17 protein-coding genes and 2 pseudogenes are annotated in these 22138 nt (G+C 61.7%); 9 read left to right on the top strand and 10 right to left on the bottom strand.

The window, feature by feature from the left end; all coding sequences use genetic code 11:
• The first annotated feature begins 76 nt into the window (after positions 1–76).
• The 8 genes from HKK57_RS23710 (at position 77) to HKK57_RS23675 (ending at position 10848) form a co-directional block, all read left to right on the top strand.
• Positions 77–1645, top strand: coding sequence for an ABC transporter substrate-binding protein (locus HKK57_RS23710; RefSeq protein WP_154905866.1), 1569 nt, complete (start codon positions 77–79; stop codon positions 1643–1645).
• 11 nt (positions 1646–1656) lie between these two features.
• Complete coding sequence (locus HKK57_RS23705; protein WP_070994929.1) at positions 1657–2598, top strand: ABC transporter permease; 942 nt, start codon at positions 1657–1659, stop codon at positions 2596–2598.
• Positions 2595–3464 carry an ABC transporter permease gene (locus HKK57_RS23700; protein ID WP_159907473.1) on the top strand — a complete coding sequence of 290 codons (870 nt, stop codon included), beginning with the start codon at positions 2595–2597 and terminating at the stop codon, positions 3462–3464. The genes HKK57_RS23705 and HKK57_RS23700 overlap by 4 nt, the downstream gene beginning before the upstream one ends.
• Before the next feature lie 2 nt (positions 3465–3466).
• On the top strand, positions 3467–5098 hold the full coding sequence (locus HKK57_RS23695; RefSeq protein ID WP_092236584.1) for an ABC transporter ATP-binding protein: 1632 nt from the start codon (positions 3467–3469) through the stop codon (positions 5096–5098).
• A 129-nt stretch (positions 5099–5227) separates the two neighbouring features.
• Positions 5228–6508: an OprD family porin gene (locus HKK57_RS23690; RefSeq protein ID WP_169390897.1), complete on the top strand. Its 1281-nt coding sequence runs from the start codon at positions 5228–5230 to the stop codon at positions 6506–6508.
• Positions 6509–6575: 67 nt separating this feature from the next.
• A complete protein-coding gene (locus tag HKK57_RS23685; RefSeq protein ID WP_169390896.1) occupies positions 6576–8093 on the top strand; it encodes a serine hydrolase domain-containing protein in 1518 nt (505 codons plus the stop codon).
• On the top strand, positions 8090–9415 hold the full coding sequence (locus tag HKK57_RS23680; RefSeq protein WP_070994924.1) for an aminotransferase class III-fold pyridoxal phosphate-dependent enzyme: 1326 nt from the start codon (positions 8090–8092) through the stop codon (positions 9413–9415). The genes HKK57_RS23685 and HKK57_RS23680 overlap by 4 nt, the downstream gene beginning before the upstream one ends.
• A gap of 14 nt (positions 9416–9429) precedes the next feature.
• Positions 9430–10848 (top strand): aldehyde dehydrogenase family protein, encoded by a 1419-nt coding sequence (locus tag HKK57_RS23675; RefSeq protein WP_154905870.1) that lies wholly within the window; start codon positions 9430–9432, stop codon positions 10846–10848.
• A 22-nt stretch (positions 10849–10870) separates the two neighbouring features.
• Here the strand turns inward: HKK57_RS23675 and HKK57_RS23670 are convergent, their stop codons facing one another.
• From HKK57_RS23670 to oxdA, 10 genes and pseudogenes are all read right to left on the bottom strand, one after another.
• Positions 10871–11446: a TetR/AcrR family transcriptional regulator gene (locus HKK57_RS23670; protein ID WP_169391247.1), complete on the bottom strand. Its 576-nt coding sequence runs from the start codon at positions 11444–11446 to the stop codon at positions 10871–10873.
• A gap of 11 nt (positions 11447–11457) precedes the next feature.
• Positions 11458–13098: an AMP-binding protein gene (locus HKK57_RS23665; protein WP_169390895.1), complete on the bottom strand. Its 1641-nt coding sequence runs from the start codon at positions 13096–13098 to the stop codon at positions 11458–11460.
• A 78-nt stretch (positions 13099–13176) separates the two neighbouring features.
• Positions 13177–13458, bottom strand: a pseudogene (locus HKK57_RS27445) (methyl-accepting chemotaxis protein); the annotation flags it as partial.
• A 3-nt stretch (positions 13459–13461) separates the two neighbouring features.
• Positions 13462–13788 (bottom strand): annotated as a pseudogene (locus HKK57_RS27440) (PAS domain-containing protein); the annotation flags it as partial.
• Between the two features lie 682 nt (positions 13789–14470).
• Positions 14471–15721 carry a GTP-binding protein gene (locus HKK57_RS23655; RefSeq protein WP_169390893.1) on the bottom strand — a complete coding sequence of 417 codons (1251 nt, stop codon included), beginning with the start codon at positions 15719–15721 and terminating at the stop codon, positions 14471–14473.
• Positions 15718–16380 (bottom strand): nitrile hydratase subunit beta, encoded by a 663-nt coding sequence (gene nthB / locus HKK57_RS23650; RefSeq protein ID WP_169390892.1) that lies wholly within the window; start codon positions 16378–16380, stop codon positions 15718–15720. Before nthB ends, HKK57_RS23655 begins: the two co-directional genes overlap by 4 nt.
• 39 nt (positions 16381–16419) lie before the next feature.
• Entirely contained in the window at positions 16420–17022 is a 603-nt protein-coding gene (gene nthA, locus HKK57_RS23645; RefSeq protein ID WP_070994918.1) for a nitrile hydratase subunit alpha, read from the bottom strand.
• Between the two features lie 80 nt (positions 17023–17102).
• Positions 17103–18617 (bottom strand): amidase, encoded by a 1515-nt coding sequence (locus tag HKK57_RS23640; RefSeq protein WP_070994917.1) that lies wholly within the window; start codon positions 18615–18617, stop codon positions 17103–17105.
• A gap of 117 nt (positions 18618–18734) precedes the next feature.
• Positions 18735–19604 (bottom strand): transporter, encoded by an 870-nt coding sequence (locus HKK57_RS23635; RefSeq protein ID WP_070994916.1) that lies wholly within the window; start codon positions 19602–19604, stop codon positions 18735–18737.
• Entirely contained in the window at positions 19601–20668 is a 1068-nt protein-coding gene (gene oxdA / locus HKK57_RS23630) for an aliphatic aldoxime dehydratase (RefSeq protein ID WP_169390891.1), read from the bottom strand. The genes HKK57_RS23635 and oxdA overlap by 4 nt, the downstream gene beginning before the upstream one ends.
• A gap of 522 nt (positions 20669–21190) precedes the next feature.
• On the opposite strand from oxdA, the gene HKK57_RS23625 reads away from it, so the two are divergent.
• Positions 21191–22126 carry a helix-turn-helix domain-containing protein gene (locus HKK57_RS23625; RefSeq protein WP_070994914.1) on the top strand — a complete coding sequence of 312 codons (936 nt, stop codon included), beginning with the start codon at positions 21191–21193 and terminating at the stop codon, positions 22124–22126.
• Positions 22127–22138 lie beyond the last annotated feature (12 nt).

Below are 22138 nucleotides of genomic sequence, written 5' to 3'. Positions count from 1 at the left end.
ATTCACTCATTCTGATGCCGGTCCTGCCTTGGCTCCCGCCACTGACCGGAAAATTCCTTCAAGGAGTCTTTCTCCCGTGAATAGTTACGTAAAGACGGCATTGGCCGTCGTAATGTCGGCGTGCACCGTCTCCATGGCCGTTGCCCAGGACAAGGTCATCAGCGTTGGGATCAACGGTGATATCCGCAGCACCGACCCTGGCGTCAACCGCGACGACAACACCGACGCGGTGATGATGCATCTCGTCGAAGGGTTGGTGGCGTACCGTGAAGACACCAGCATCGCCCCGATGCTAGCCAGCGCGGTTGACGTGTCGGCGGATGGCCTGCGCTACACCTTTACCCTGCGTGACGGCGTGCACTTTCACAACGGCCAGCTATTGACGGCCAAGGACGTGCAATGGACCTGGCAGCGCTACCTGGACCCCAAGACCCAGTGGCGCTGCCTGGCGGAGTTCGATGGGCGCGGTGCGGCCAAGATCGTTGATATCGCCAGCCCCGACCCGAAAACCGTGGTGTTCACCCTGGATCAAGCCAATGGCTTGTTCCTGGCCGCCATGGCCCGCCCGGATTGCGCGGGCAGCGGCATCCTGCACCCAGACTCCCTGGCCGCCGATGGCAGTTGGCGCGCGCCGATTGGCACTGGCCCGTTCACCCTGGGCAAATGGCAGAAGGGCCAGTACGTCGAACTGGATCGCTTCAAACAATACACCCCACGTGCCGAAGACAAGGCGGACGGTTACACCGGCAACAAGCAGGCGTTTGTCGACACCGTGCGGTTTGAGGTGATCCCCGATTCGGCCTCGGCCAAGGCGGCGCTGCTGTCGGGTGGCGTGGACCTGCTGCCGGACGTGACCGCAATGGATGCCGCACAACTCAAGCAGGTCAAGAACCTGCAGATCCAGGTCAGCCCGATCATGACCATCAGCGGGCTGTTGTTCCAGACCCGCGACCCGCTGCTCAAGGACGTGCGCATCCGTCGCGCCGTGGCGTTGTCCCTGGATTACGCGCAGATGGTGGCGGCGTTGTCCGATGGTTTATCGGTGGTCAACAACTCAATCATTCCCACTGCGAGTCCGTACTACGACAGCACCGCGCACCAGGGCTATACCTACAACCTCGACGAGGCCCGGAGCCTGCTGAAGGAAGCCGGCTACCGCGGTGAAAAAATCCGCATGCTGGTCAACAAACGCTACCCGCAGATGTTCGACATGGGCTTGCTCAGTCAGGCCATGACCCAGGCGGCAGGGCTGAACATCGAGATGGAAACCCTGGAGTGGGGCACACAGTTGGAGCGTTACCAGACCGGTAGCTACCAGATGATGTCGTTCTCCTACTCGGGACGTTTCGATGCGGCGCAAAGCTACGAGTCGGTGATCGGCGACAAGGCCAAGGAACCGCGTAAGGTCTGGGACAACCCCCAAGCCCTGGCCATATTGCGTGAGGCCCAGCGTGAAGTTGACCCAGCCAAGCGCCAGCCACTGTTCGACAAGCTGCACACGCTGATGCTCAAGGATGTGCCCATGGTGGTTATCTATAACGGCACGGCCATCGGCGCCATGGGCAAGCGCGTCGAGGGGTATCGCTCCTGGCCGGTTGCCAAGCCGCGCCTGTGGGGCGTGAAGCTGCTCGACACTTCCAAGTAAGGCGTAGCGCTATGTTTCGATTCATATTGCACAGGCTCGGCATGGCGGTGCCGACCCTGTTGCTGATCTCGGTGATTGTGTTTGCCTTGATCCGCCTGATCCCCGGCGACCCGGCACTCTTGATGCTCGGCGACATGGCCGACCCGCAAAGCCTGGCCGATATGCGCAGCAGCCTGGGGCTTGACCACTCAGTGGTGACCCAGTACCTGATCTGGATCAAGTCGGTGCTCAGTGGCGACCTCGGCGTGTCCATCAGCAGCCGCCAGCCGGTGTTGGAGTTGCTGCTCGAGCGCTTCAGCGTCAGTGCGACCGTGGTGCTGGTGGCGGTATTGCTGGCGACCCTGCTTGCAGTGCCGGTGGGTTTGCTCGCAGCCTGGAAGCAAAACAGTGCGATGGACCTGGGCCTGGTGGCGACGGCAACGTTGTTGCTGTCGGTACCCAGCTTCTGGTTGGGTTTGTTGCTGCTGTATGTCTTCGGCATTCAATTGGGCTGGTTGCCGGTGATCGGTTACGTGGGCTTTGCGACCGACCCGATGAAAGCGCTGACCTACGTGGTGCTGCCGATCATCACCCTGACGCTGGTGGAGTTCGGGGCCATTGCCCGGATGGCACGGGCCAGCACCATTGAGGTGCTACGCCTGGAGTACATCGCCCATGCCCGGGCCAAGGGGTTGTCGGAAGGCGCGGTGCTGTGCAGGCACGCCTTGCGCAACGCGTTTGCACCGACCTGGACCCTGATTGGCCTGATCCTTGGCAACTTGCTGGGCGGCATTGCGGTGCTGGAAACGGTGTTCACCCTGCCAGGTATCGGCCGGTTGATGGTCGATGCGATCTTCTCCCGCGACTACCCGGTGTTGCAGGGTTGCCTGCTGCTGGTCACCTGCATTTATGTGTTGGTCAACCTGTTGGTGGATCTGCTGTATCCGCTGTTCGATCCAAGGGTGAAGCTATGAACCTCAAGACTCCTGCCTTGCCCACCGTGGCGGCGGTTCCGCCCCGGCGGCGCCGGCGTTACCCGCCGCTGAACGCCCTGATCGGCACCAGCCTGCTCGCGGCACTGGTGTTGCTGGCTTTGCTCGGCGTGGTGTGGACACCTTACGACCCGCTCAAATTGGACCTGCTCTCACGCCTGCACGCACCGAACGCCGTGCACTGGCTGGGTACCGACGAATTTGGCCGCGATGTGTTCAGCCGGCTGATCATTGGTGCGCGTACCAGCCTGTGGATCAGCCTGCTCTCGGTCAGCGTAGCGGTGATCTGCGGCACGCTGATCGGCATGCTCGCCGGTTACCTGCGCGGCTGGACCGACCGGGTGCTGATGATGCTCAACGATGCGTTGCTGGCATTTCCCGGCATCCTTATGGCCCTGGGCATCATGGCAATTGTCGGCGCCAGCCAGTACGGCATCGTGCTCGCCCTGGGTATCGCCTACACCCCTTCGGTGGTGCGGGTGGTACGTGGCAGCGTGCTGTCGCTGCGTGAGTTGGAGTTCATCGAGGCCTCGCGGGTGATCGGCAACTCCGAGCTGTACACCATGTTCCGTCACATCACCCCCAACTGCCTGGCGCCGCTGTGTGTCTTGGCCACCAGCATGTTTGGCTGGGCGTTGCTCTCGGAGAGTGCGCTGAGTTTCCTCGGTCTTGGGGTTCCACCGCCGGCCGCGACCTGGGGCAGCATGCTCTCGGCCAGCCGCACTTATATCTCGACGGCGCCGTGGCTGGGGATCTTCCCGGGCATCTTTATCAGCCTGACGTTGCTGGCTATCAATCTGTTCGGCGATGCCTTGCGTGATCGTCTCGACCCGCGCATGAGGAAATGAGCATGAGCGCTCCAGTGCCTTTACTGGCCGTTGAAAATCTACAGATTCGCGTCGGCGTGGACGGTCCGCTGGCCGTCGATGACTTCAGCTTCACCATGGCCCCCGGCGAGATCGTCGCACTGGTGGGCGAGTCGGGCAGCGGCAAGACCATGGCCGCGCGCGCTGCCATTGGCTTGCTGCCAGCACCGATGCAGGTGTGCGGTGGGCGCATCATCTTCCAGGGCCAGGCCCTGGACAGCAGCAATGCCAAGGCCATGCGTGAAGTGCGTGGCGCACGGATCGGCATGGTGTTCCAGGAGCCGATGGTCTCGCTCAATCCCGCGCTGACCATCGGCCGGCAGATGAGCGAGGCACTCAAACTGCATACCACGCTGGATGCGGCGACGATCCGTGAGCGCTGCATCGCCATGCTGCAACGCATCGGCATTAAGGACGCCGAAAAGTGCCTGGCGTCCTACCCGCACCAATTCTCCGGTGGCATGCGCCAACGCATCATGCTGGCCTCGGTGATGCTGCTGCGTCCGGCGCTGCTGATTGCCGACGAACCCACCACGGCCCTGGATTGCCTGGCGCAACTGGACGTGATCGAGTTAATGCTGGAACTGACCCGCGAGCAGGGCACCGCGATTCTGTTTATCAGCCACGACCTGTCTTTGGTGGCGCGTTATGCCCACAAAGTCGTGGTGATGCGCTCGGGCAAGGCGGTAGAGCAGGGCCGTATCGAAGACATCCTCTTTGCCCCCAAGGCCGAATACACCCGGCAATTGCTCGAAGCGCTGCCGCGGCGCGGGGAACTGGTGCCCGTGCCGGCGGCCGACAGCGCGTTGTTGCAGGTCCGGGATGTGTGTATCGAACACCCGGGGCCGCGCAGCTTCTGGGGGCGTAGCGTGCCCAAGCGCGTGGTGCACTCGGTGAACCTGAGTATCGCGCCGGGCGAGACCCTGGCCCTGGTCGGTGGCAGCGGTTCGGGCAAGACCACCCTCGGGCGTGCGGTCGTCGGCTTGGTCAACCCCTGTGCCGGGGCAATCCTGTTCCAGGGCGTGGATATCCTCAAGGCCGCCAATCGGGCACATCGCTTGCAATGCCAGATGATCTTCCAGGACCCGTATTCGTCCCTCGACCCGCGCATGACTGTGGGCCAGATCCTCGCCGAACCGCTGCGCCATGAACCCGCCCTGACGGCTGCGCAAAAGCGCCAGCGGGTCACCGACACCCTGGTCGATGTGGGCTTGCCCGAACAGTTTCGCGAGCGTTTTGCCCACCAACTTTCCGGTGGTCAGCGCCAGCGCGTGGCGATTGGCCGGGCGTTGGTGCGCCGGCCCAAGCTGGTGATTGCCGACGAGCCGATTTCGGCACTGGACATGACCATCCAGAAGCAGATCCTCGAACTGTTCGAGCGCTTGCAACGCCAATACGGCTTTGCCTGCCTGTTCATTTCCCACGATCTCTCGGCGGTGGAACGCATCGCCCACCGTGTGGCGGTGATGAACCAGGGCGAGGTGGTCGAAATGGGCCCGCGTGACACGATTTTCGACGCCCCACAACACCCTTACACCCGTCGGCTACTCGCCGCGGCCAGCCCCTTGGAGAAACGTGCGGACGGCAGTTACCGCCTCCGTGCCAGCGTGATTTAGGTACTGCTGCACCCCAGGCCACGGCATTAAACCCAACCCTTCGCAAATCGACGATTTGCGAAGCGGGCGAAGCCATGGCCGAAGAAAACAAAAACAACCCCACTCAACCTGTCTGCCAGGAACCTACACATGAATAACCGCATCAACAAAGTTGTCGCCAGTGCCAGCGTCATGGGCGCCGGTTTCATGCCCTTGTTTGCCCAGGCCGACTTCGTCGCCGACAGCAAAGCGGCGCTGGAGTTGAAGAACTACTACTTCAACCGCGACTACCGCGAGTCCAGCGGGCAGAACAAGCGTGCCGAATGGGCTCAGGGTTTTATCCTCAAGATCGAGTCGGGCTTTACCGACGGTACCGTGGGTTTTGGCCTGGACGCGGTGGGTATGTTGGGCATCAAGCTCGATTCGAGCCCGGACAACTCCGGCACCGGGCTGCTGGCACGCTCCAGCATGGCCGAGCCAGGCTCCCCCAGCTACGCCCGCCGCGCCCATGACAACTACTCAAAACTGGGCATCACCGGCAAGGCGCGCCTGGCCAAAAGCGAGTTGCGCGTGGGTTACATGGTGCCTGACCTGCCGACGCTGCAACCGAACCTGAGCCGCCTGTTCCCGCAGAGTTTCAGCGGTACCGCAGTCACCTCCAAGGACATCGACAAGCTGACACTGAGCGCGGGCCAACTGGACCAGGTCAAGCAGCGTGACTCAACCCATTACGAGGATATGGGGCTTACCAGCCAGTACGGCGCCTACAAAAGCAGCGCCAAGAGCGATGAGTTCCGCTACGCCGGCGGCGAGTACGCACTCACGCCGACGACTTTGGTGACCTACCAGTTCGCGCAACTGGAAAGCCTGTACCAACAGCATTACCTGGGCTTGAAAAACAGCTTCAAGTGGGGCCCGGGCACGTTCAAGACCGATATCCGCTACTTCAGCGCCAGTGAAGACGCTGCAGGCCTGGCCGGCAAGGTGGACAACCGGGCGTTGAGTACGCGCATCGGCTATGGCCTCTACGGCCACAACCTCAGCGGCGGTTACCAGGAACAGTACGGCTCGACGCCGTTCACCTATGTGGACGGCACCAACACCTACCTGTTCACCGAGTATCAACTGGCCAACTTCTCCCAGACCGGCGAGCGCGTGTGGCATGCCCGCTATGACTATGACTTCGCCTCGCTGGGCATTCCGGGCCTGCTGTTCTCGACACGTTATGCCAAGGGCGACAACGCCAGGGTCATCGGCTTCAACGGCGAAGGACGCGAGTGGGAGAGGGACTTGAGCCTCGGCTATGTGGTGCAGAGCGGCACGTTCAAGGATGTCTCGCTGCGTTGGCAGAACGCCAGCGCGACGAGCAACTTCGCCCGTGACACCAACGAAAACAGAGTGATCCTGGGCTACACCGTGGCGCTCTGGTAGCGGTAATGGCGTGCAACAGGAACAGCCTGTTGCACGCCCAAGCAGTGGAAATGAGGGGATAGATCAGATGACGAGTTTGCCGTTGCGGCGGGCACTGCCCAGTCAACAACGCGTATCGGCGCGTGGCGTAAGTGATTTCATCGAAGCGGTGAACGCTGCGGACCTGGAGTTGCACAGCTTCATGCTGTACCGCGATGGCGCGGTGGTAGCTGAAGCGTTTTGGGCGCCTTATTGCGCCGAACGCCTGCATGTCCAGCATTCGGCGACCAAAAGCTGGGTGTCCATGGCTGTCGGGCTGTTGGTGGATGACGGCGTGCTGTCGCTGGACGCCAAGGTGGTGGATTTTTTTGCCGCCGATTGCCCGGCATCCATCAGCGCCAACCTGGCGGCCATGACCGTGCGGGATCTGCTGACCATGCGCACCGGCCATCGCCAGGGCATTTCGGGTGGCGCCTGGCGCGGGCGCAGTGACAGTTGGGTACGGTTGTTCCTCAATGAGCCGGTCGAAGACCCGCCAGGGCACCGGTTTATCTATAGCAGTGCGTCGAGCTTCATGCTCTCGGCGATTGTCAGCGTGGTCAGCGGCCAGACGGCGTTCGAGCTGTGCGACGCACGTATCTTCCAACCCATGGGCATGGGCCCCATCGAGTGGGACTTGGCTCCTGGCGGTTTCAACACCGGTGGCAATGGCCTCAGTTGCCGCACCGAAGACTTGCTCAAATTCGGCGTGTTGCACTTGCAACAGGGCAATTGGCAGGGGCAGCAATTGCTATCGCGCGAATGGGTAGCCGAAGCGACCCGTGGGCACGTCGATGATGTATGGATGGGTGCCTTCGATGGCAAGCGCTACCTGAGCCGCGACGAGTCGAGCGACGCGGCTGTCACGCGCCGCGAAGGCTACGGCTACCAGTGGTGGATGACCCAGCACGGTGGGTATTACGCCTCCGGCGTGTTTGGCCAGCAGTGCATTGTGCTACCGCGCCATAACGCGGTGATTGCGTTTACCGCAGGCCTTGCCCTGGGCGAGCGGCGCTTGCACAACCTGCTCTGGGAGCATCTTTTGCCGGCGCTGGACGTACCCAGCGAAGGCTCGGCGGATGCCGCGCTGGCGGCGCTGCTGGCCCATCAACAGCGGCCGGTCATGTCTGGCGCCGCCAGCTCGCCGCGTCAGGCTGAATTCAGCGCGACGTTTGCCATGCAGGCCAACGAAGACCAGGTCAGCGAAGTGCGGCTGGAGTTCGGGCCTGAGCATTGTGACTTTTACCTCACCGACCCCCGTGGCACCCATTGCATCCGGGCCGGGCTGAGCGCCGGCATCGAAACCCAGACCAGCATGACCGGCCACTATCTGCATCACCAATACCAGCCGGCACTCACCCCGGTGGTGGCGCAGGCACGCTGGACCGAAGACCGGGTGTTGAGCATGACCTGGCAGTTTGTCGAGACGGCGTTTTGTGATCGGGTCACCTGCCGTATCGAACACGGCACCTTGTACCTGGACCGCAGCGTCAACGTAAACGCAGGCCCGTTGCAGCGTCCGACGCTGACCGGCCATCCAACCCTCGCTTTGCAGGAGTCGCCATGAACGATCTTTCCAACCCTTCAGTTTCCGCGCGCGGCGCGTTCTGGGCGCCATTTACCCCGATGCGCCAGTTCCAACAACAACCGATGATGTTCGCCAGCGCCGACGGTATGTACTACACCACCACCGATGGGCGCCGCGTACTCGACGCAATGGCGGGGCTATGGTGCGTGAATGCCGGGCATGGCCAGCCGAAAATCGTCGAAGCCATTCGCGAAGCGGCGGGGCGCCTGGACTTTGTCTCGTCGTTCAAGATGAGCCACCCCCAGGCCCTGGAAATGGCCGAGCGCCTGATCGACATCAGCCCCGCCGGTATGGAGCAGGTGTTCTTCACCAACTCCGGCTCTGAAGCGGTGGATACCGCGCTGAAGATCGCGCGGGCGTATCACCAGGCGCGTGGTGATTGCCGTCGGACCAAATTTATCGGGCGTGCCAAGGGCTACCATGGCATGGGCTTCGGTGGGCTGTCGGTATCCGGTATCGGCCGTCAGAAACGTGACTTTGGCCCACTGCTGGGGGAGGTCTCGCACCTGCCATTGCCCTATGACGCAAGCATGCGTTTCAGCGCCGGGCAGCCGCAGCAGGGCGCCAGTTACGCTGATGCGCTGACACAACTGCTGGATATCCAGGACCCGAGCACCGTGGCCGCGGTGATTGTCGAGCCGGTGACCGGCTCCGGCGGGGTTTATGCGCCGCCCCAAGGCTATTTGCAACGCTTGCGCGAGATTTGCACACGGCATGGCGTGCTGTTGATTTTCGACGAGGTAATCACCGGTTTTGGCCGCGTCGGCGCGCCCTTTGCCGCGCAAGCCTTTGGCGTGCTGCCGGACCTGATCACCACCGCCAAGGGCCTGACCAACGGCGCCGTGCCCATGGGCGGCGTGCTGGTCAGTGGCGCGGTGTATGAAGCGTTCATGGCCGGCCCACAGAATGTCATCGAACTGATGCACGGCTACACCTATTCAGCGCACCCATTGGCGTGTGCGGCCGGGTTGGCGACCCTGGAGGTGCATCGTGAATTGGGCATCAACCAGCACGTCAACGCGGTGAGTGGGCTGTGGCAGTCGACCGCACTCGCGCTGCAAGGTGTCGGCGCGGTGCTGGACGTCCGCGCGATCGGTCTGCTTTGCGCGGTGGAACTCGAGCCGCGCCCAGGTTTCCCCGGCGCCCGTGGCAGTGAGGTTGCGCAGTGGTGCTTCGACAACGGCGTGCTGGTGCGCGGCTCGGGTGACACCATTGTGATTTCGCCGCCGCTGGTCATCAGCCCGCAGGAGATCGCCCAGGTGTTCGACACCCTGGCGAGCGCCCTGAAACACGTCGCCTGAAGGGAGCCCAAGGTATGTCGGATCTGTTTGAGTTCTACATTGACGGTGCCTGGGTCAAGCCCCACGGCACGGCCGTTGAAACCGTGGTCAACCCGTCCACCGAGCAGGCGGTTGCGCGCATCATCCTTGGCGACAGCCACGATGTGGACCGCGCAGTCGGCGCGGCCAGGCAAGCGTTTGCGGGGTTCGCCGCCAGTTCGCTGGAGGCGCGTATCGAGCTGCTGCAACGCATAATCCAGGCCTATCAGCGCCACAGCGAAGCGCTGATCGAAGCGGTTCACCTGGAAATGGGCGCGCCGCTGTCCCTGGCCCGCAGCGCCCATGTGCCGGCAGGCCTGGGCCATCTGGTGCAGGCGTTGAACGTGTTGCGTGAGTACCGCTTCGAGCGTCGTGTGGGCAATACGCTGGTGGTGCGCGAGCCCATTGGCGTGTGTGCTCTGATCACGCCCTGGAACTGGCCGCTTAATCAACTCACCTGCAAACTCGCCCCCGCACTGGCCGTGGGCTGCACCGTGGTGCTCAAACCCAGCGAGCGGGCGCCGTTGTCAGCCCGGATCATTGCCCAGGTGCTGCATGAGGCCGAGGTGCCAGCGGGGGTGTTCAACCTGGTCAACGGCGACGGCCCAGGGGTGGGTGCCGCGTTGGCGCGCCATGCCGAGGTGGACATGGTGTCTTTTACCGGCTCCACCCGTGCCGGCGTTGCAGTGGCCAAGGCGGCGGCGGATACGGTCAAGCGTGTGTCCCAGGAACTGGGCGGCAAATCCGCGAATATCCTGCTCGACGATGCCGACCTGCCCAGCGCGGTGCGCCATGGGGTGTTGGGCTGTATGCGCAATAGCGGCCAATCGTGCAATGCCCCGACGCGGCTGTTGGTGCCGCGTGCGCAGCAACCGGCGGTGATTGAGATCGCCCAGCAAGTACTTGCGCAGGTGTGCTACGACGACAGCAACCCCAGCACCGCCATCGGCCCTCTAGCCAACGCCATGCAGTTCGAGCGGGTACAAGACATGATTGCCCAGGCCATCGCTGAAGGTTCGCGGTTGATCGCCGGTGGGCTGGGGCGGCCAGCAGGCGTTGAGCATGGCTACTATGGGCAACCGACGCTATTTGCCGACGTCACAGCGGATATGCTGGTGGCCCGCGAAGAAATTTTCGGCCCGGTCTTGGCGATCATCCCGTATGACAGCGAAGCCGAGGCAATCGCCATCGCGAACGACAGCCCCTACGGCTTGTCCGGTTACGTCACCTCGGCCGACCTTGAACGCAGCCGCCAGGTCGCCCGGCAACTGCGCACCGGTATGGTCCACCTCAACGGCGCCCGCGCCGACCAGGCCGCGCCGTTTGGCGGCTACAAACAGTCGGGCAACGGCCGCGAGTGGGGGGAGTCCGGGTTTGACGAGTATCTGGAGAGCAAGTCGCTGTTTGGCTACTGATTTCACCGCTGGCGAGGGGCGCTCAAGGAAGAGCGTTTATTGCTCGTACTACCGCATCGGCGATGGTCTTTGTAATAACGCGACGCTGAGCGTTGTCAATCATGGGGCTTAACCATGCAGGCAGGCTGTTGAGCATCGGCAAAATGGCTACGAGCGCTCCCTCGCGCAACGGCCCGCCAGGCTGATGGCCTAGCTGGCCGACCAATTTCATGAATTCTGCCTCATAGGCCAGCCTCAACCGCTCGACGCTTGCCTGCATCGGGGCGCTCAGACAATGGGCATCCCTGACTGCCAACGTGAAGTGCCCGGTCATGTGTTCATGCAGTTGAAGATGACCTTCGATCAGCTTCGTCAGACGTTGTGCGGGCGTCAATCTTCGCGTTTTGACCAGCTCGACAAGGGACAGCAACGCCTGGTACAGCTCCATCAGCCATTCAAACAGCATTGCCTCCTTGCTCTCTACATGGTGATAAATCGCTCCCGGGCTGATGCCGACATGCGACGCCAGTTCACGCATGCTGACCTGACTGAAACTACGTTCCTTGAACAACTCCAGGGCTCTGCGCTGAAACTCCGATCGGCTCAGCACAGGCACCATCCGCCCATGGGTCATGTGTCGAGTGCCTGCTGTTTGGCTATTTCCTGATTGCGCAGAATGAACCGCTGCAACTTGCCACTGGGGGTCTTGGGCAACTGTTCGACGAACTCGATTTCCCGGGGGTACGCATGTGCGGCCAGGCGCTGTCGGACATGCAGACGCAGGACTTCCGCCAGTTCGGCGCTGGGCTGGTACTGACAGTTGAGCATGACAAACGCCTTGATGAGTTCGGTGCGTTGCGGGTCGGGCTTGCCGATCACCGCGGCTTCGACGACTGCAGGGTGTTCGATCAGCGCACTTTCGACATCGAAAGGTCCGACGCGATAGCCGGACGTGGTGATCACGTCGTCGTTGCGGCCGACAAAACTGATACTGCCGTCGTCATTAAGCTCGACGATATCGCCGCTCAAATAATAGCGGTCGACAAACGCCTTGGTGGGCATGCCGTAGTAGCCATTGAACCAGCACAGGGGCGAGCGCTCACGATCCACCGCCAGCACGCCCGGCTGACCCGTCGGTAACTCCCGATGGGCATCATCGAGCACGACAATCCGGTATCCCGGCACCGCATAACCGGCTGAGCCCTCGCGTATCGCATGGCTTAGCCCGTGGTGGTTGCACAGCACCATGCCGATCTCGGTTTGGCCGTAATGATCATGAATGACCACGCCGAGCTGTTCGCTAAACCAACGAATGACTTGCGGGTTGAGCGGCTCGCCGGCGCTGCTGACGACACGCAGATGGCCGCGCACCGCGTCGGCGAACTCGGCCTGCTCAGCGATCAGCAGGCGATACGCTGTCGGCGAACCGGCCAGGTTGCTGATCGCATACTTGTCGATGACTCGGCAGGTACTTTCGACACTGAACGGGCCATCATAGAAGAGGGTGGCCCGGCCGCACGCCAGTGGCCCGGTCACTGCGTAATAAAGGCCGTACGCCCAGCCCGGGTCGGCGAGGTTCCAAAAACGGTCGTCCTCGCGCAGGTCGATGGCGTCGCGCATATAGCCCTTGAACGCCAGGATGGCGCTTAAAGGCACCTCCAGCGGCTTGGCCGGCCCAGTAGTGCCCGAGGTGCACATCAGCAGGAAAGGAGCGTTGGCGTCCAGCAACTCAGGCGCGCAATCCGCTGGTTGGCGCTCCAATGCGCTCCAGAAGTCGTAGTCGCCGGGGCGCTGCGGCGCACCGTCGGTCACGATGATGGACGGGCAGTCAGTGACTTCGTCCAGCTTGGGGCGGTTTTGGGCGTCGGTCACTATCCAGCGCGCCTCGGAGCAGCCCAATCGCTGCTCGATGGCCTTGGGACCGAAGGCGGTAAAGAGCGGCTGGTAGACCGCCCCGATGCGCCAGGTGCCCAGAATGGCAATCAACAGTTCAACCGTGCGTGGCATCAGGCCCGCGACACGGTCTCCCGGGCGCACCCCTTGCTCTCGCAGAAAATTGCCAAAGCGCGCAGCGTGTACCTGCAGCTCGCTGAAGGTGTGGTGCGTGGCACGGCCATCCCGGGTTTCGCAGTACAACGCCACGACATCCCCGTGGGCGTGCCGGTCGCAGCATTCGATGCACGCGTTCAAGGCATCCAGCTCGCCGTGCAAGTCCTGGGCGGCCAGTTGCAGATAGTCGAAGGAGGTCACTGCTGAGTCGTAATCGCGCATAACATACCTGATTGTTTTTGTTGAAATATGCTCTGCACCCGCGCCCATCGCGCAGGTGTCCGGGTGTGGCTAGCTGTCCATCATTTCGGCCGCTTGCTGGGTCGCCTGGCTGGTCCGGGTGGCCAGTTTGCGTACTTCATCTGCGACCACCGCAAACCCGCGCCCGGCGTCGCCGGCCCGTGCGGCCTCGATGGCGGCGTTCAACGCCAACAGGTTGGTCTGGCTGGCAATGCCCTGGATGGTGGAGACGATCTGCGTCAGCTTGCTGAGGGTTTCCTGCATCACCCGATGCTGCTGTGCCTGCGCCTCGCGCATCGTGTTTTCTTCATGGTGGGCATGGATATCGGTGATGGCGCCCACCACCCGTTGCGGGGACCCGTCCTGGGCACGGCGCGTTTGCCCACGGCCGCGAAACCAGCGGTAAGTGCCATTTTTGTGCTTGAGTCGATAGTCCACATCGAACGGCGTTTTACCGCTGCGGTCGTCGACGTGTGCCACAAACGCCGCAATGGCCCGTGCGCTGTCGTCGGGATGCAAGCGCGAGGTCCAGCTCTCCAGGGTGTTAGGAAACTCCTCAACGGTGTTGCACCCCAGTAACCGGCGCATTTGTGAAGACCACCAAATGGTGTTTTTCGGGTTCGCCGGGTCGCCGGCCACCACCTCGATATCCCAGAGCCCGTCATGCAGCATTTCCCGGGAGATATCGAAACGTGTGGCGGCCAGTTCGAGCGCTTCGTTGTGCAGGTGCTCTTCATGCACGTCACGCACGCTTCCGCCGATGGCCAGCGCCACGCCTTGCGCGTCGCGTCTTGAAGCACCGCTGATCCTGCACCAGCGATAGTCACCACCTGTTGCAGGCTTCATCCTCGCGAGCAGCGTAAAGGGGGGGCGTTCGCTGCGATCGGCCAGGTGCCTGGCGAGCGCCTCCAAGTGCGGTTGCCGGTCAGCCGGATGCAACCGTTCGCCCCAACTCCCCAGTTGATCTGGGCCTTCGCCCGTCCACGTCAGCGCAGATTCCGGCGCAGGTGCACCAGCCCCATTCAGCTCCAATGACCAAAACCGTTCGCCTGCGCCGTGGCTTATCAGCGCCCAATGCGCCTGCGCTTGGCGCAATGCCTTGTCGCTACCAGCGAGGCGCTCCTCCAGTTGACTGATTTGCAAGGTCTGCGCCCGGGCCTGCTCCTTGAGGTCCCGTCGCTCTTGCAGCAGGTGCTCGACGCTTGCCAGGATGGGGCGCAACAAGGGGTTGCTTGATGATAAAGGCGTGCTCGCCTTGTCAGGCTGCTCCAGCCTGTCTGCGAGTGACGCCAGAACCCAGCGGGTGGTTCGGCTAAAAAAAAGCATGGAACACCTCTTTCACGGTCAAATGGGGTCAGCTTGCAAGGCGGGACGTAGGGCGTGCTGATAAGGCCCGAGCGTCAAAAGCTTGCGCCCCCGGCAGGGCTTGCCAGGCCGAGGGGCCGTCGGCAATTTCCCGAGCACTCAGCAGGCAATTGTCGAGCTCGCGCTGCAACGCGTGGGTGTCCAGGTTCTGGCCAATAAAGACCAACTCCTGCCGGCAGTCGCCGACAACGCTGTCCCACTTGGCCATGATCCTGTGCAACCGATATTCATCCCGTGGCCATTGCGGCTGCTCGATGAAGTTCCACCAGTGCCCTACGTAATCCCATTGGAACTGTTTGCCGCTTTGTACCAGCAGGCCGGTTTCCAGGTGTCGGCTGGCGAGCCAGAAGTAACCTTTGCTGCGCAATAACTGCCCGTTGCACCAGGGGCGCTCGAGAAAGTCGAGCAAGCGCTGTGGGTGAAAGGGCGCTCGTTCGCGGTACACCCAGGAAGTCACGCCATAGGTGTCTGATTCGGAGGCGGGTGCATCGCTGGCCTCCATGCTTTTCATCCAGCCCGGCGACGCTGCAAGGCTGGGTAAATCAAACAGGTGCGTACCGAGGATGGCGGGCAGCTCAACGTTGCCGTGGGCCATCGGCACGATCCGCGCACTGGGGTTGAGACCGGTGAGGATTGCGTGCAACGCCTGGTAACCGGCCTCGTCGATCAAGTCCAGTTTGTTGACAAGAATGACGTTGGCGTACTCCACCTGCTCAATCAGAAGATCGGCCAGATGGCGTTGGGGGGCGTCTTGCTGTGCGTCATCGCGGGCCACGGTATCCGGTGACTCCAGCAGCGCCTGGAAACGGCTGGCATCGACCACTGTCACCAAGGTATCGAGCCGCGCCAGTTCGCTGAGGCTGAAACCCTCGGCGTCAAGGAAGGCGAATGTCTCTGCGACCGGCATCGGTTCGGAAATCCCCGTGGACTCGATCAGCAGGTAATCGAAGCGCTGCTGACGTGCCAGGGCACTGATCTGCTCCAGCAAATCAGCGCGCAGCGTGCAGCAGATACAGCCATTGCTCATCTCGATCAATTCATCCCGGCCACGGTGCAGCGACACATCGCGCTGCACCTCTGCGGCATCGATGTTGACCTCGCTCATGTCATTGACGATGACCGCTACCCGCAGCCCTTCGCGATTGCGCAGGATATGGTTGAGCAGGGTGGTCTTGCCGGCGCCGAGGAAGCCGGAAAGCACGGTCACCGGCAGTCGGCCCGCCTGGGCGCCGTCCATCATACGTTCACCGCTCGATTGCCCTGGGCGTGGTCCAGGTAGCTTTCGAACAGGTCGACCACCACGAAGCCTTCGTCTGCCGCATCGCCCCACAGGTCTTTGGTGTGGAACTCGACATGGTAGGTGGGCTGATGCGCCGCGCTCGTATCGCCATGGCCAATGGCGTCCGGGAATGGCCATTTTTCTGATGTGCGATGCAATACCACGCCTTGCTTGCCGCGCACGTAGGCCGGCATGCGGATATGCCCGGCCACGTATTCGTCCCGCACCACCACTCGGTCGCCGACCTCAAAGGGGGCGCGACCGGTGATCGCCGCTCGACCTTGAGCGTGCGCCGGGTTCGCCAGCTTGAAGTGCGAACCCAGCGCCTGGTCGAGTTCAGCCTGGGTGATGACACCGGTTTCGACCAGCAGGGTGGCGGTCGCGATAACGTAGCGTTCGTAGTACTGGGTGCCGACATGTTGGCGAACATCCAGGCGTTCGACGGCGTGACGCACTTCGTCCACGCTGAACTTTTTCAAGTGATCGGCACCGATAAACATCAAGCTGTAGGCTAGGTGCTCCCAGTCCTGCTTGAACACCTGTTTGTAACTCAGGCTATTGATGGTGTGAGGGACTTTGCCAAAGCCTTGGAAACCGCCGAGATCGTGAAAGCCATCCATAATAGAAACTCCGGGAATTGAACGAAGATGCGCTGTTTTTCAGTCAGCGCGGGGCAGAGCGACGCCGATCAGCACGTCTTTGGTCACCAGTGTCTGAAGCTGCTCCTCACTCATGTGCTCGCAGCCTTCAGGCCTTAGCGGCAACACCAGATAGCGGGTTTCGGCGCTGGTATCCCAAACCTTGACCACCACGTCACTGGGTAACTCGGTGCCCAGTTCGCGCAGTACGGTGCGGCCCTCCCGGACCAGGCGCGCACGGAACTCGAAGCCCTTGTACCACTCAGGTGGCAGGCCGAGCACAGGCCAATTGGTGCAGGAGCACAGGCTGCAGACAATGACGTTCTTAACCTCAGGCGTATCTTCCAGGGCGACGATGTATTCGCCCTGCGGGCCGGTATAGCCGAACTGGGCGCATGCAGCGGTGCCGTCCTTGAGCAACTGCGCCCGGAACTGCGGATCGACCCAGGCCTTGGCGACCACGCGGGCGCCGTTTTGAGGGCTCCAGCCGTGTTCCATCAGTTGCGTGAGCTGCTCGACGTAGCCCTGCGGGATGAGTTCCTTGCTCTTGAGCACTTGAAACAATGCCCAGGCCCGTTCACCGGGGGTTGAAGTGCTCGCAGGCGTAGAAGTGGATGCACTCATGGGGTATCTCCTATCAGTCAACGCGGTTGTGGTGTGATTGAAACGTGCCGGTCTTTGTTATTGTTTTTCAGGTAAGCCACTCAGAGCGTGCGCCAGTCCGCCGAGGCCTCAAATGCCGCCGCCGCTTGGTAAATCGTGCCTTCGGCATAGTGTTTGGCGACCAGCATCAACCCCACGGGCAGGCCGTCTACCAGGCCGCAAGGGATCGACATGGCCGGATGCCCGGTGATGTCTTGTGGCGCTGTGTTGCCGATCATTTCCAGTGCCCGCGCCACGTATTCGCTGATCGAACAACCTGCGGCCGGGTGGGGTTGGGCCGTGATGGGGGTGGTTGGCATCACCAGCAGGTCATAGGTTTGCAGTGCCTTGTCATAGCTTTGTCGGGCGAAGCGGGCGAGGTTTTGTGCCTTGGCGTAGTAACGCCCGTTGTAGTGGTTCAGTCCGTATTGGCCGACGAACATGCACAGCTTGAGCGATGCGGACAATTGGTCGGCCTGCTCGCGCCAACCGGCTTGTTTGTCCAGCAGGCCGACGTCGTACAGGCCTTTCCAGTTAAAGCCCGCGCCGTTGCCATGCATCATTTGCATGGTCAAGCCTTCGCAACCGATGGGGTGCCACAGCGCCCCGGCCAAGTCGTGTTCGGGAATGGATACCGGCTCGATATGCGCACCCAACGCCTCAAGGCGGGCGATAGCCTCACGCACCTTGTCCGCCACACGGGCATCCTGGTTGGCCAGCGCGAATCCCTCCTGCAGCACACCGATTCTGAGTCCGCTCACCCCCCGTCCCAGGTAGCTGCAATAGTCATCGACCTGAGGCGCCGCCTGGCGCGGGTCGAGACCATCCGAACCGGCCATGGCCTGCAACATCAGCGCGTTGTCGCGCACGTTGGCGGTGATGGGGCCGACATGATCGATGGTGGCTTCAATCGCCATGATGCCGGTGTAGGGCACCAAGCCATGGGTCGGCTTCATGCCGTAGGTCCCGCAGAACGCCGATGGGATGCGTATGGAGCCGCCCTGATCACCGCCTACGGCGATGTCCACTTCGCCGGCGGCGACCAGTGCGGCACTACCCGACGACGAGCCGCCCGCGGCATAACCGTGGCGGTAGGGGTTGTGCACCGGGGCGGGGTCGGAAGTGTGGCTGCCGCCTGACAGGCAGTAGTGCTCGCACGTGGCTTTGCCGAGGATGGTTGCGCCGGCATTGAGCAAACGCGTGACCACGGTGGCATCAAAACCCGGCACAAAACCTTCCAGCGGTGCGGCGCCGTTCATCATGGGCACGCCGGCCAAGGAGACGTTGTCTTTGAGCGCGACGGTTTTGCCCGCCAGCAGGCCGTCGCGGGCGCCATTGACTTCGGTGCGGTAATACCAGGCATTGAGCGGGTTCTCCCTGTTCGAGGGACGATAGCCCGCACTGCGGTCGTAACGGATGGGGGGCACGAAATCACACAGCTCGTCGACCAGGTCGTATGCATCGAAACTCGATTGCATCAGCTCCAGGTAGGACGCCGCCTGCTCGTGGGTCAGCTGCATGTTCAACTGCGCCGCGATGGCTAGCAGTTGATCAAGTGTGGGACGAATAATGGCCATGATTTTCCTGTCTTTTATCAGTTCAGTCCGGGTAGCAATAGCGACCAAATTAGGCATCTATTGCCGTATGCGCATGGTTGAGCAGGACACTCATTTGGCTGAGAAAGACATCGGGACTCAGAACACTTTCAACACGCGCAGATTCAAGCGCGCGCCTTCCTTGAAGCCTTGCTCAACCTCGATGTCCTTGCCCAGCTGGGCCTGGATCTGCAGGGTCGGGTCGATGAAATGAGTGACCGTGAAGCGGGCGTAGGAGGTCGAGACACCATCGTGCTGGTCAACACCGTCCACGGTGGTCGCGGCCCCGCTGACGTAACCCCCGCCGAGTGCGAATGTGGTGCTTGGCGTCCAGTTGTAGCGCACGGCCGCCTGGTACTCGTAGCGCGTGTTTTCTTCGAGTTTTGCGCGGGTGGCGCCGAAGTCATTATTGGCCGAGACCCAGGACACGTCGGCGACGGTGTCCAACGCCCACTGAGCGGAGAAGTGGTGGATATAGGCCGCTTGTAACGTCGCCCGCCAGCGGTTCTCGCCCAGGTTCAAGCCATCGTTTTTGTTGTAGCTGCCGACGGGGATATAGAGGTAAGGGGCGATGGCAAACACATCTTTGTTTGCGGTAGGTAATGTCCACTTCAGAGGGGCGGTGATGATCGGGTCACCCACGCCATGGGTGTGGCCCAGCGCGCCGACATCGCCCGAGGCGTTCATATAGCCGAACGGCAGCAGAATCTGCGGTTCCCATGAAAGGTTCTCGGAAATCCCTATGGCATGGATATAACGCAGGATGCCCACGTCGGAGCTGAGCTTGGCGTTGTCGGAGGTTCGATGGCCGTTGCGATAAAGATCGGACCTGTCGGCGTGTTGGTAGTAAAACAGCACGGCATCGGCCCCTGCGGGCAGCGGTTCGAAATCCCCCGGCGATACTTCAAGGGCCTGGCTTTTTGCAAACGGCAACATCCCCAGCACAAGTACGAGTCGACTCAGTTTCATGGTCGCTCTCCTTGCGCGACAGCAGCATCGCGTAGCATTCCGGTGTGCGGGTGGCAGTTGATGTACTCGAAAATCTGGCTTTTGGCGTCCGATACCGACACTTCGTGGTACAGCCGCAACTTCTGCAAGCCCGCGGCCACGCGGAAGAACGTCACGAAGATACGCAGGTGGGTGGGGTGGGATTCGGCCCAGCGTTCGAGCTTCTCCACCGAGCGCCAGTGACCGATGTTGTAGCTGACGTCGAGAAAGTTGCCGTCCCGGTCGATATTGCGCACGAACCGGTTGCTGTAGCAGCCCAGCGCTTGGCCGTTGTCACGCAGGAAGTCCATGCCGTCCTGCAACGTCGGCAGGATCTCGTCGAGGTACAGTGAGCGCTCGTGCGCCTCGGCGTCGGCCCAGTCCTGGCCGGAACGAATCAGGGTGAGGTTGTCATGCCCCAGCACCACGACCCGTCCGCCTTTGGCAGGATCACCGGCGATCACTTGCAGCTCGCTCGTTGGCTTCATCCAGTCCGTTTGCGAGATGGGGAAACGGTCGCGCATCGAACCCCAGTAACCGTGCTCTTCGATTTCGCCGCTGGTTGTATCCATGACTGCGCCGACACCGGGCAGGTTGTCCTGGAAGGCGTAGAGTGTTTCGAACTGCTCAGCACGCGGTGCGCTGATTTCACGGAAATAGCCCAGGCCGTCGTTGAGCCTGTCCTGTGACGTCCACCAGTCGTTCACCGGCGCGCAGCGCAACCAGCGGCAGTGGGCCGCCGGGCTCTTCCAGTAGCCGACCACTATCAAATTATCAAAGCCGCGGCTGTCGGTGTGGTGGGTCAAATCATGGGTCTGTGGACCATCGGCCAGGTCGAAACTGGCGACGATGTGCCGCATGGCCTGGAGTGCCGCTGCGCGCTGCGCCTCGCCTCGATACTGCACGCCGAGGTAGGCCATCACCACTTGTTCCAACTGCTCGTCGGCGCGTGCGACCCACATCGGGAACGGCGGTTGATACTCGTCGGGCACACGGCGCGATAGAGTGCGTGGGCATTTGAGATGTGTGTCGATTGCAGATTCCATCTTGAGCTCCTCGTTATTTTGGTTCAGGCCTACGGTTGGGCTTCAGTGCTTGCTTGATTGACCGCGCTTGGCGGTCTGGCGTCGGTGCAGCAGCTTCATGGACCCCCACTCAATCAACCAACAAGCCGACTCTTCGGGGGCCAGATCGCGCCTGTGCAAAAGCCAGGAGGAATCAGCCAATCGTTGTGAATAGTCTCGATGCATGGCGTGCCTCATCAGCGGGGAAGGGCTGCTGTGAGGAGAAAATTAGGCGTGACGGCGAGGGGCCGCTTGGTTCGTCGAGACAACCGCTTGGTTGGAAAAGACAACGCCGCAAGGGGCGCCACAGCGGTGATCGGCGTTGGTGCACCAGCCCCCAAAGCCAGGGTTCTGTGCCTCTTAATGGTGACGCAAAGGGGGCAGGGCGCCGCGATGCACACGTGAGCGCGACCCTGATTGTGCTTGGCCTGTTAATTGCTAGCGCTGACACGCCGGTTACACTTTTTCCAGCGCTTACTGCATTGCTGTACCGAGGCCAGTGCCATGAATCCAAGCACTCAATATTCAACCCTTGCCGTTGCTGCACCACGTCGCTTTGATTACTGGAAAGAAGTGGTGTGCCGCCACTGCCTGGCGGCCGATAGCAAACCCTTGTCCCAGAGCAGTTTCGATGGCGCGCTGGCGATCAACAGCCTGGGCGGTCTGGACATCTGTTCACTGTCATCGCCACTGCATTATTGGGAACGCTCCGAACGGCATCTGCGCAGCGGTCCCGCCGAAGATTTATGGTTGGGTTTCGTGCGAAATGGCCATGGCCAGATTGAACAGGGCGCAAGAAAAGCCAGCCTGGCAGTTGGCAATTTGTTTCTTTATGACGCAACTCAAGCGTTCCGATTCAGCTTCGGTGGTACCGAAAACCACCTGGTCCGTATTCCACGAGCGTTGCTGACCGAACGCCTGCCGCGCATTGCGGAATACACCGCGATGGTTCTCGACGACCGCAGGCCAGGGGTGATCCCTTTGCGCGAAATGTTGCGCCAGGCGGCGAGCGCCCCGGCTTCGTTGCAGGATGACTCCATCTCCAATCGTTATTCAGAGGCGTTGCTCGACCTGCTGGTAATCAGCCTGGAGCTCCAGGACCTGAAGGCTACCCACCAGGAACTGGACCTCTACGGCCGCATCATGCAGTACATTCAACGGCACTTGACCGAGCCAGACTTGTCGATTGAAGTCATCGCCCAGGCCCACAATGTATCCACCCGCACTGTCACGCGGGCCTTTGCGCGCTACCAGAAAACCCCCGTTGCAGAGATTTGGAAGGAGCGCCTGAATGCTAGCCGTGAAGCGATCGAGCGCGGCCAGGTGCGCAGTGTCTCCGAGGCGGCGCTGGACTTCGGGTTTTCTGATTTCTCCCATTTCAGCCATGCGTTTCGCAAGGCGTTCGGTGTGGCGCCGAATACGCTTTTACGCCGCGATTGAAACTGCCAGATA

It is taken from the genome of Pseudomonas sp. ADAK21, assembly GCF_012935735.1.
GTDB classification, from domain to species: domain Bacteria; phylum Pseudomonadota; class Gammaproteobacteria; order Pseudomonadales; family Pseudomonadaceae; genus Aquipseudomonas; species Aquipseudomonas proteolytica.
This window is presented reverse-complemented; position numbering and strand designations above follow the sequence as displayed.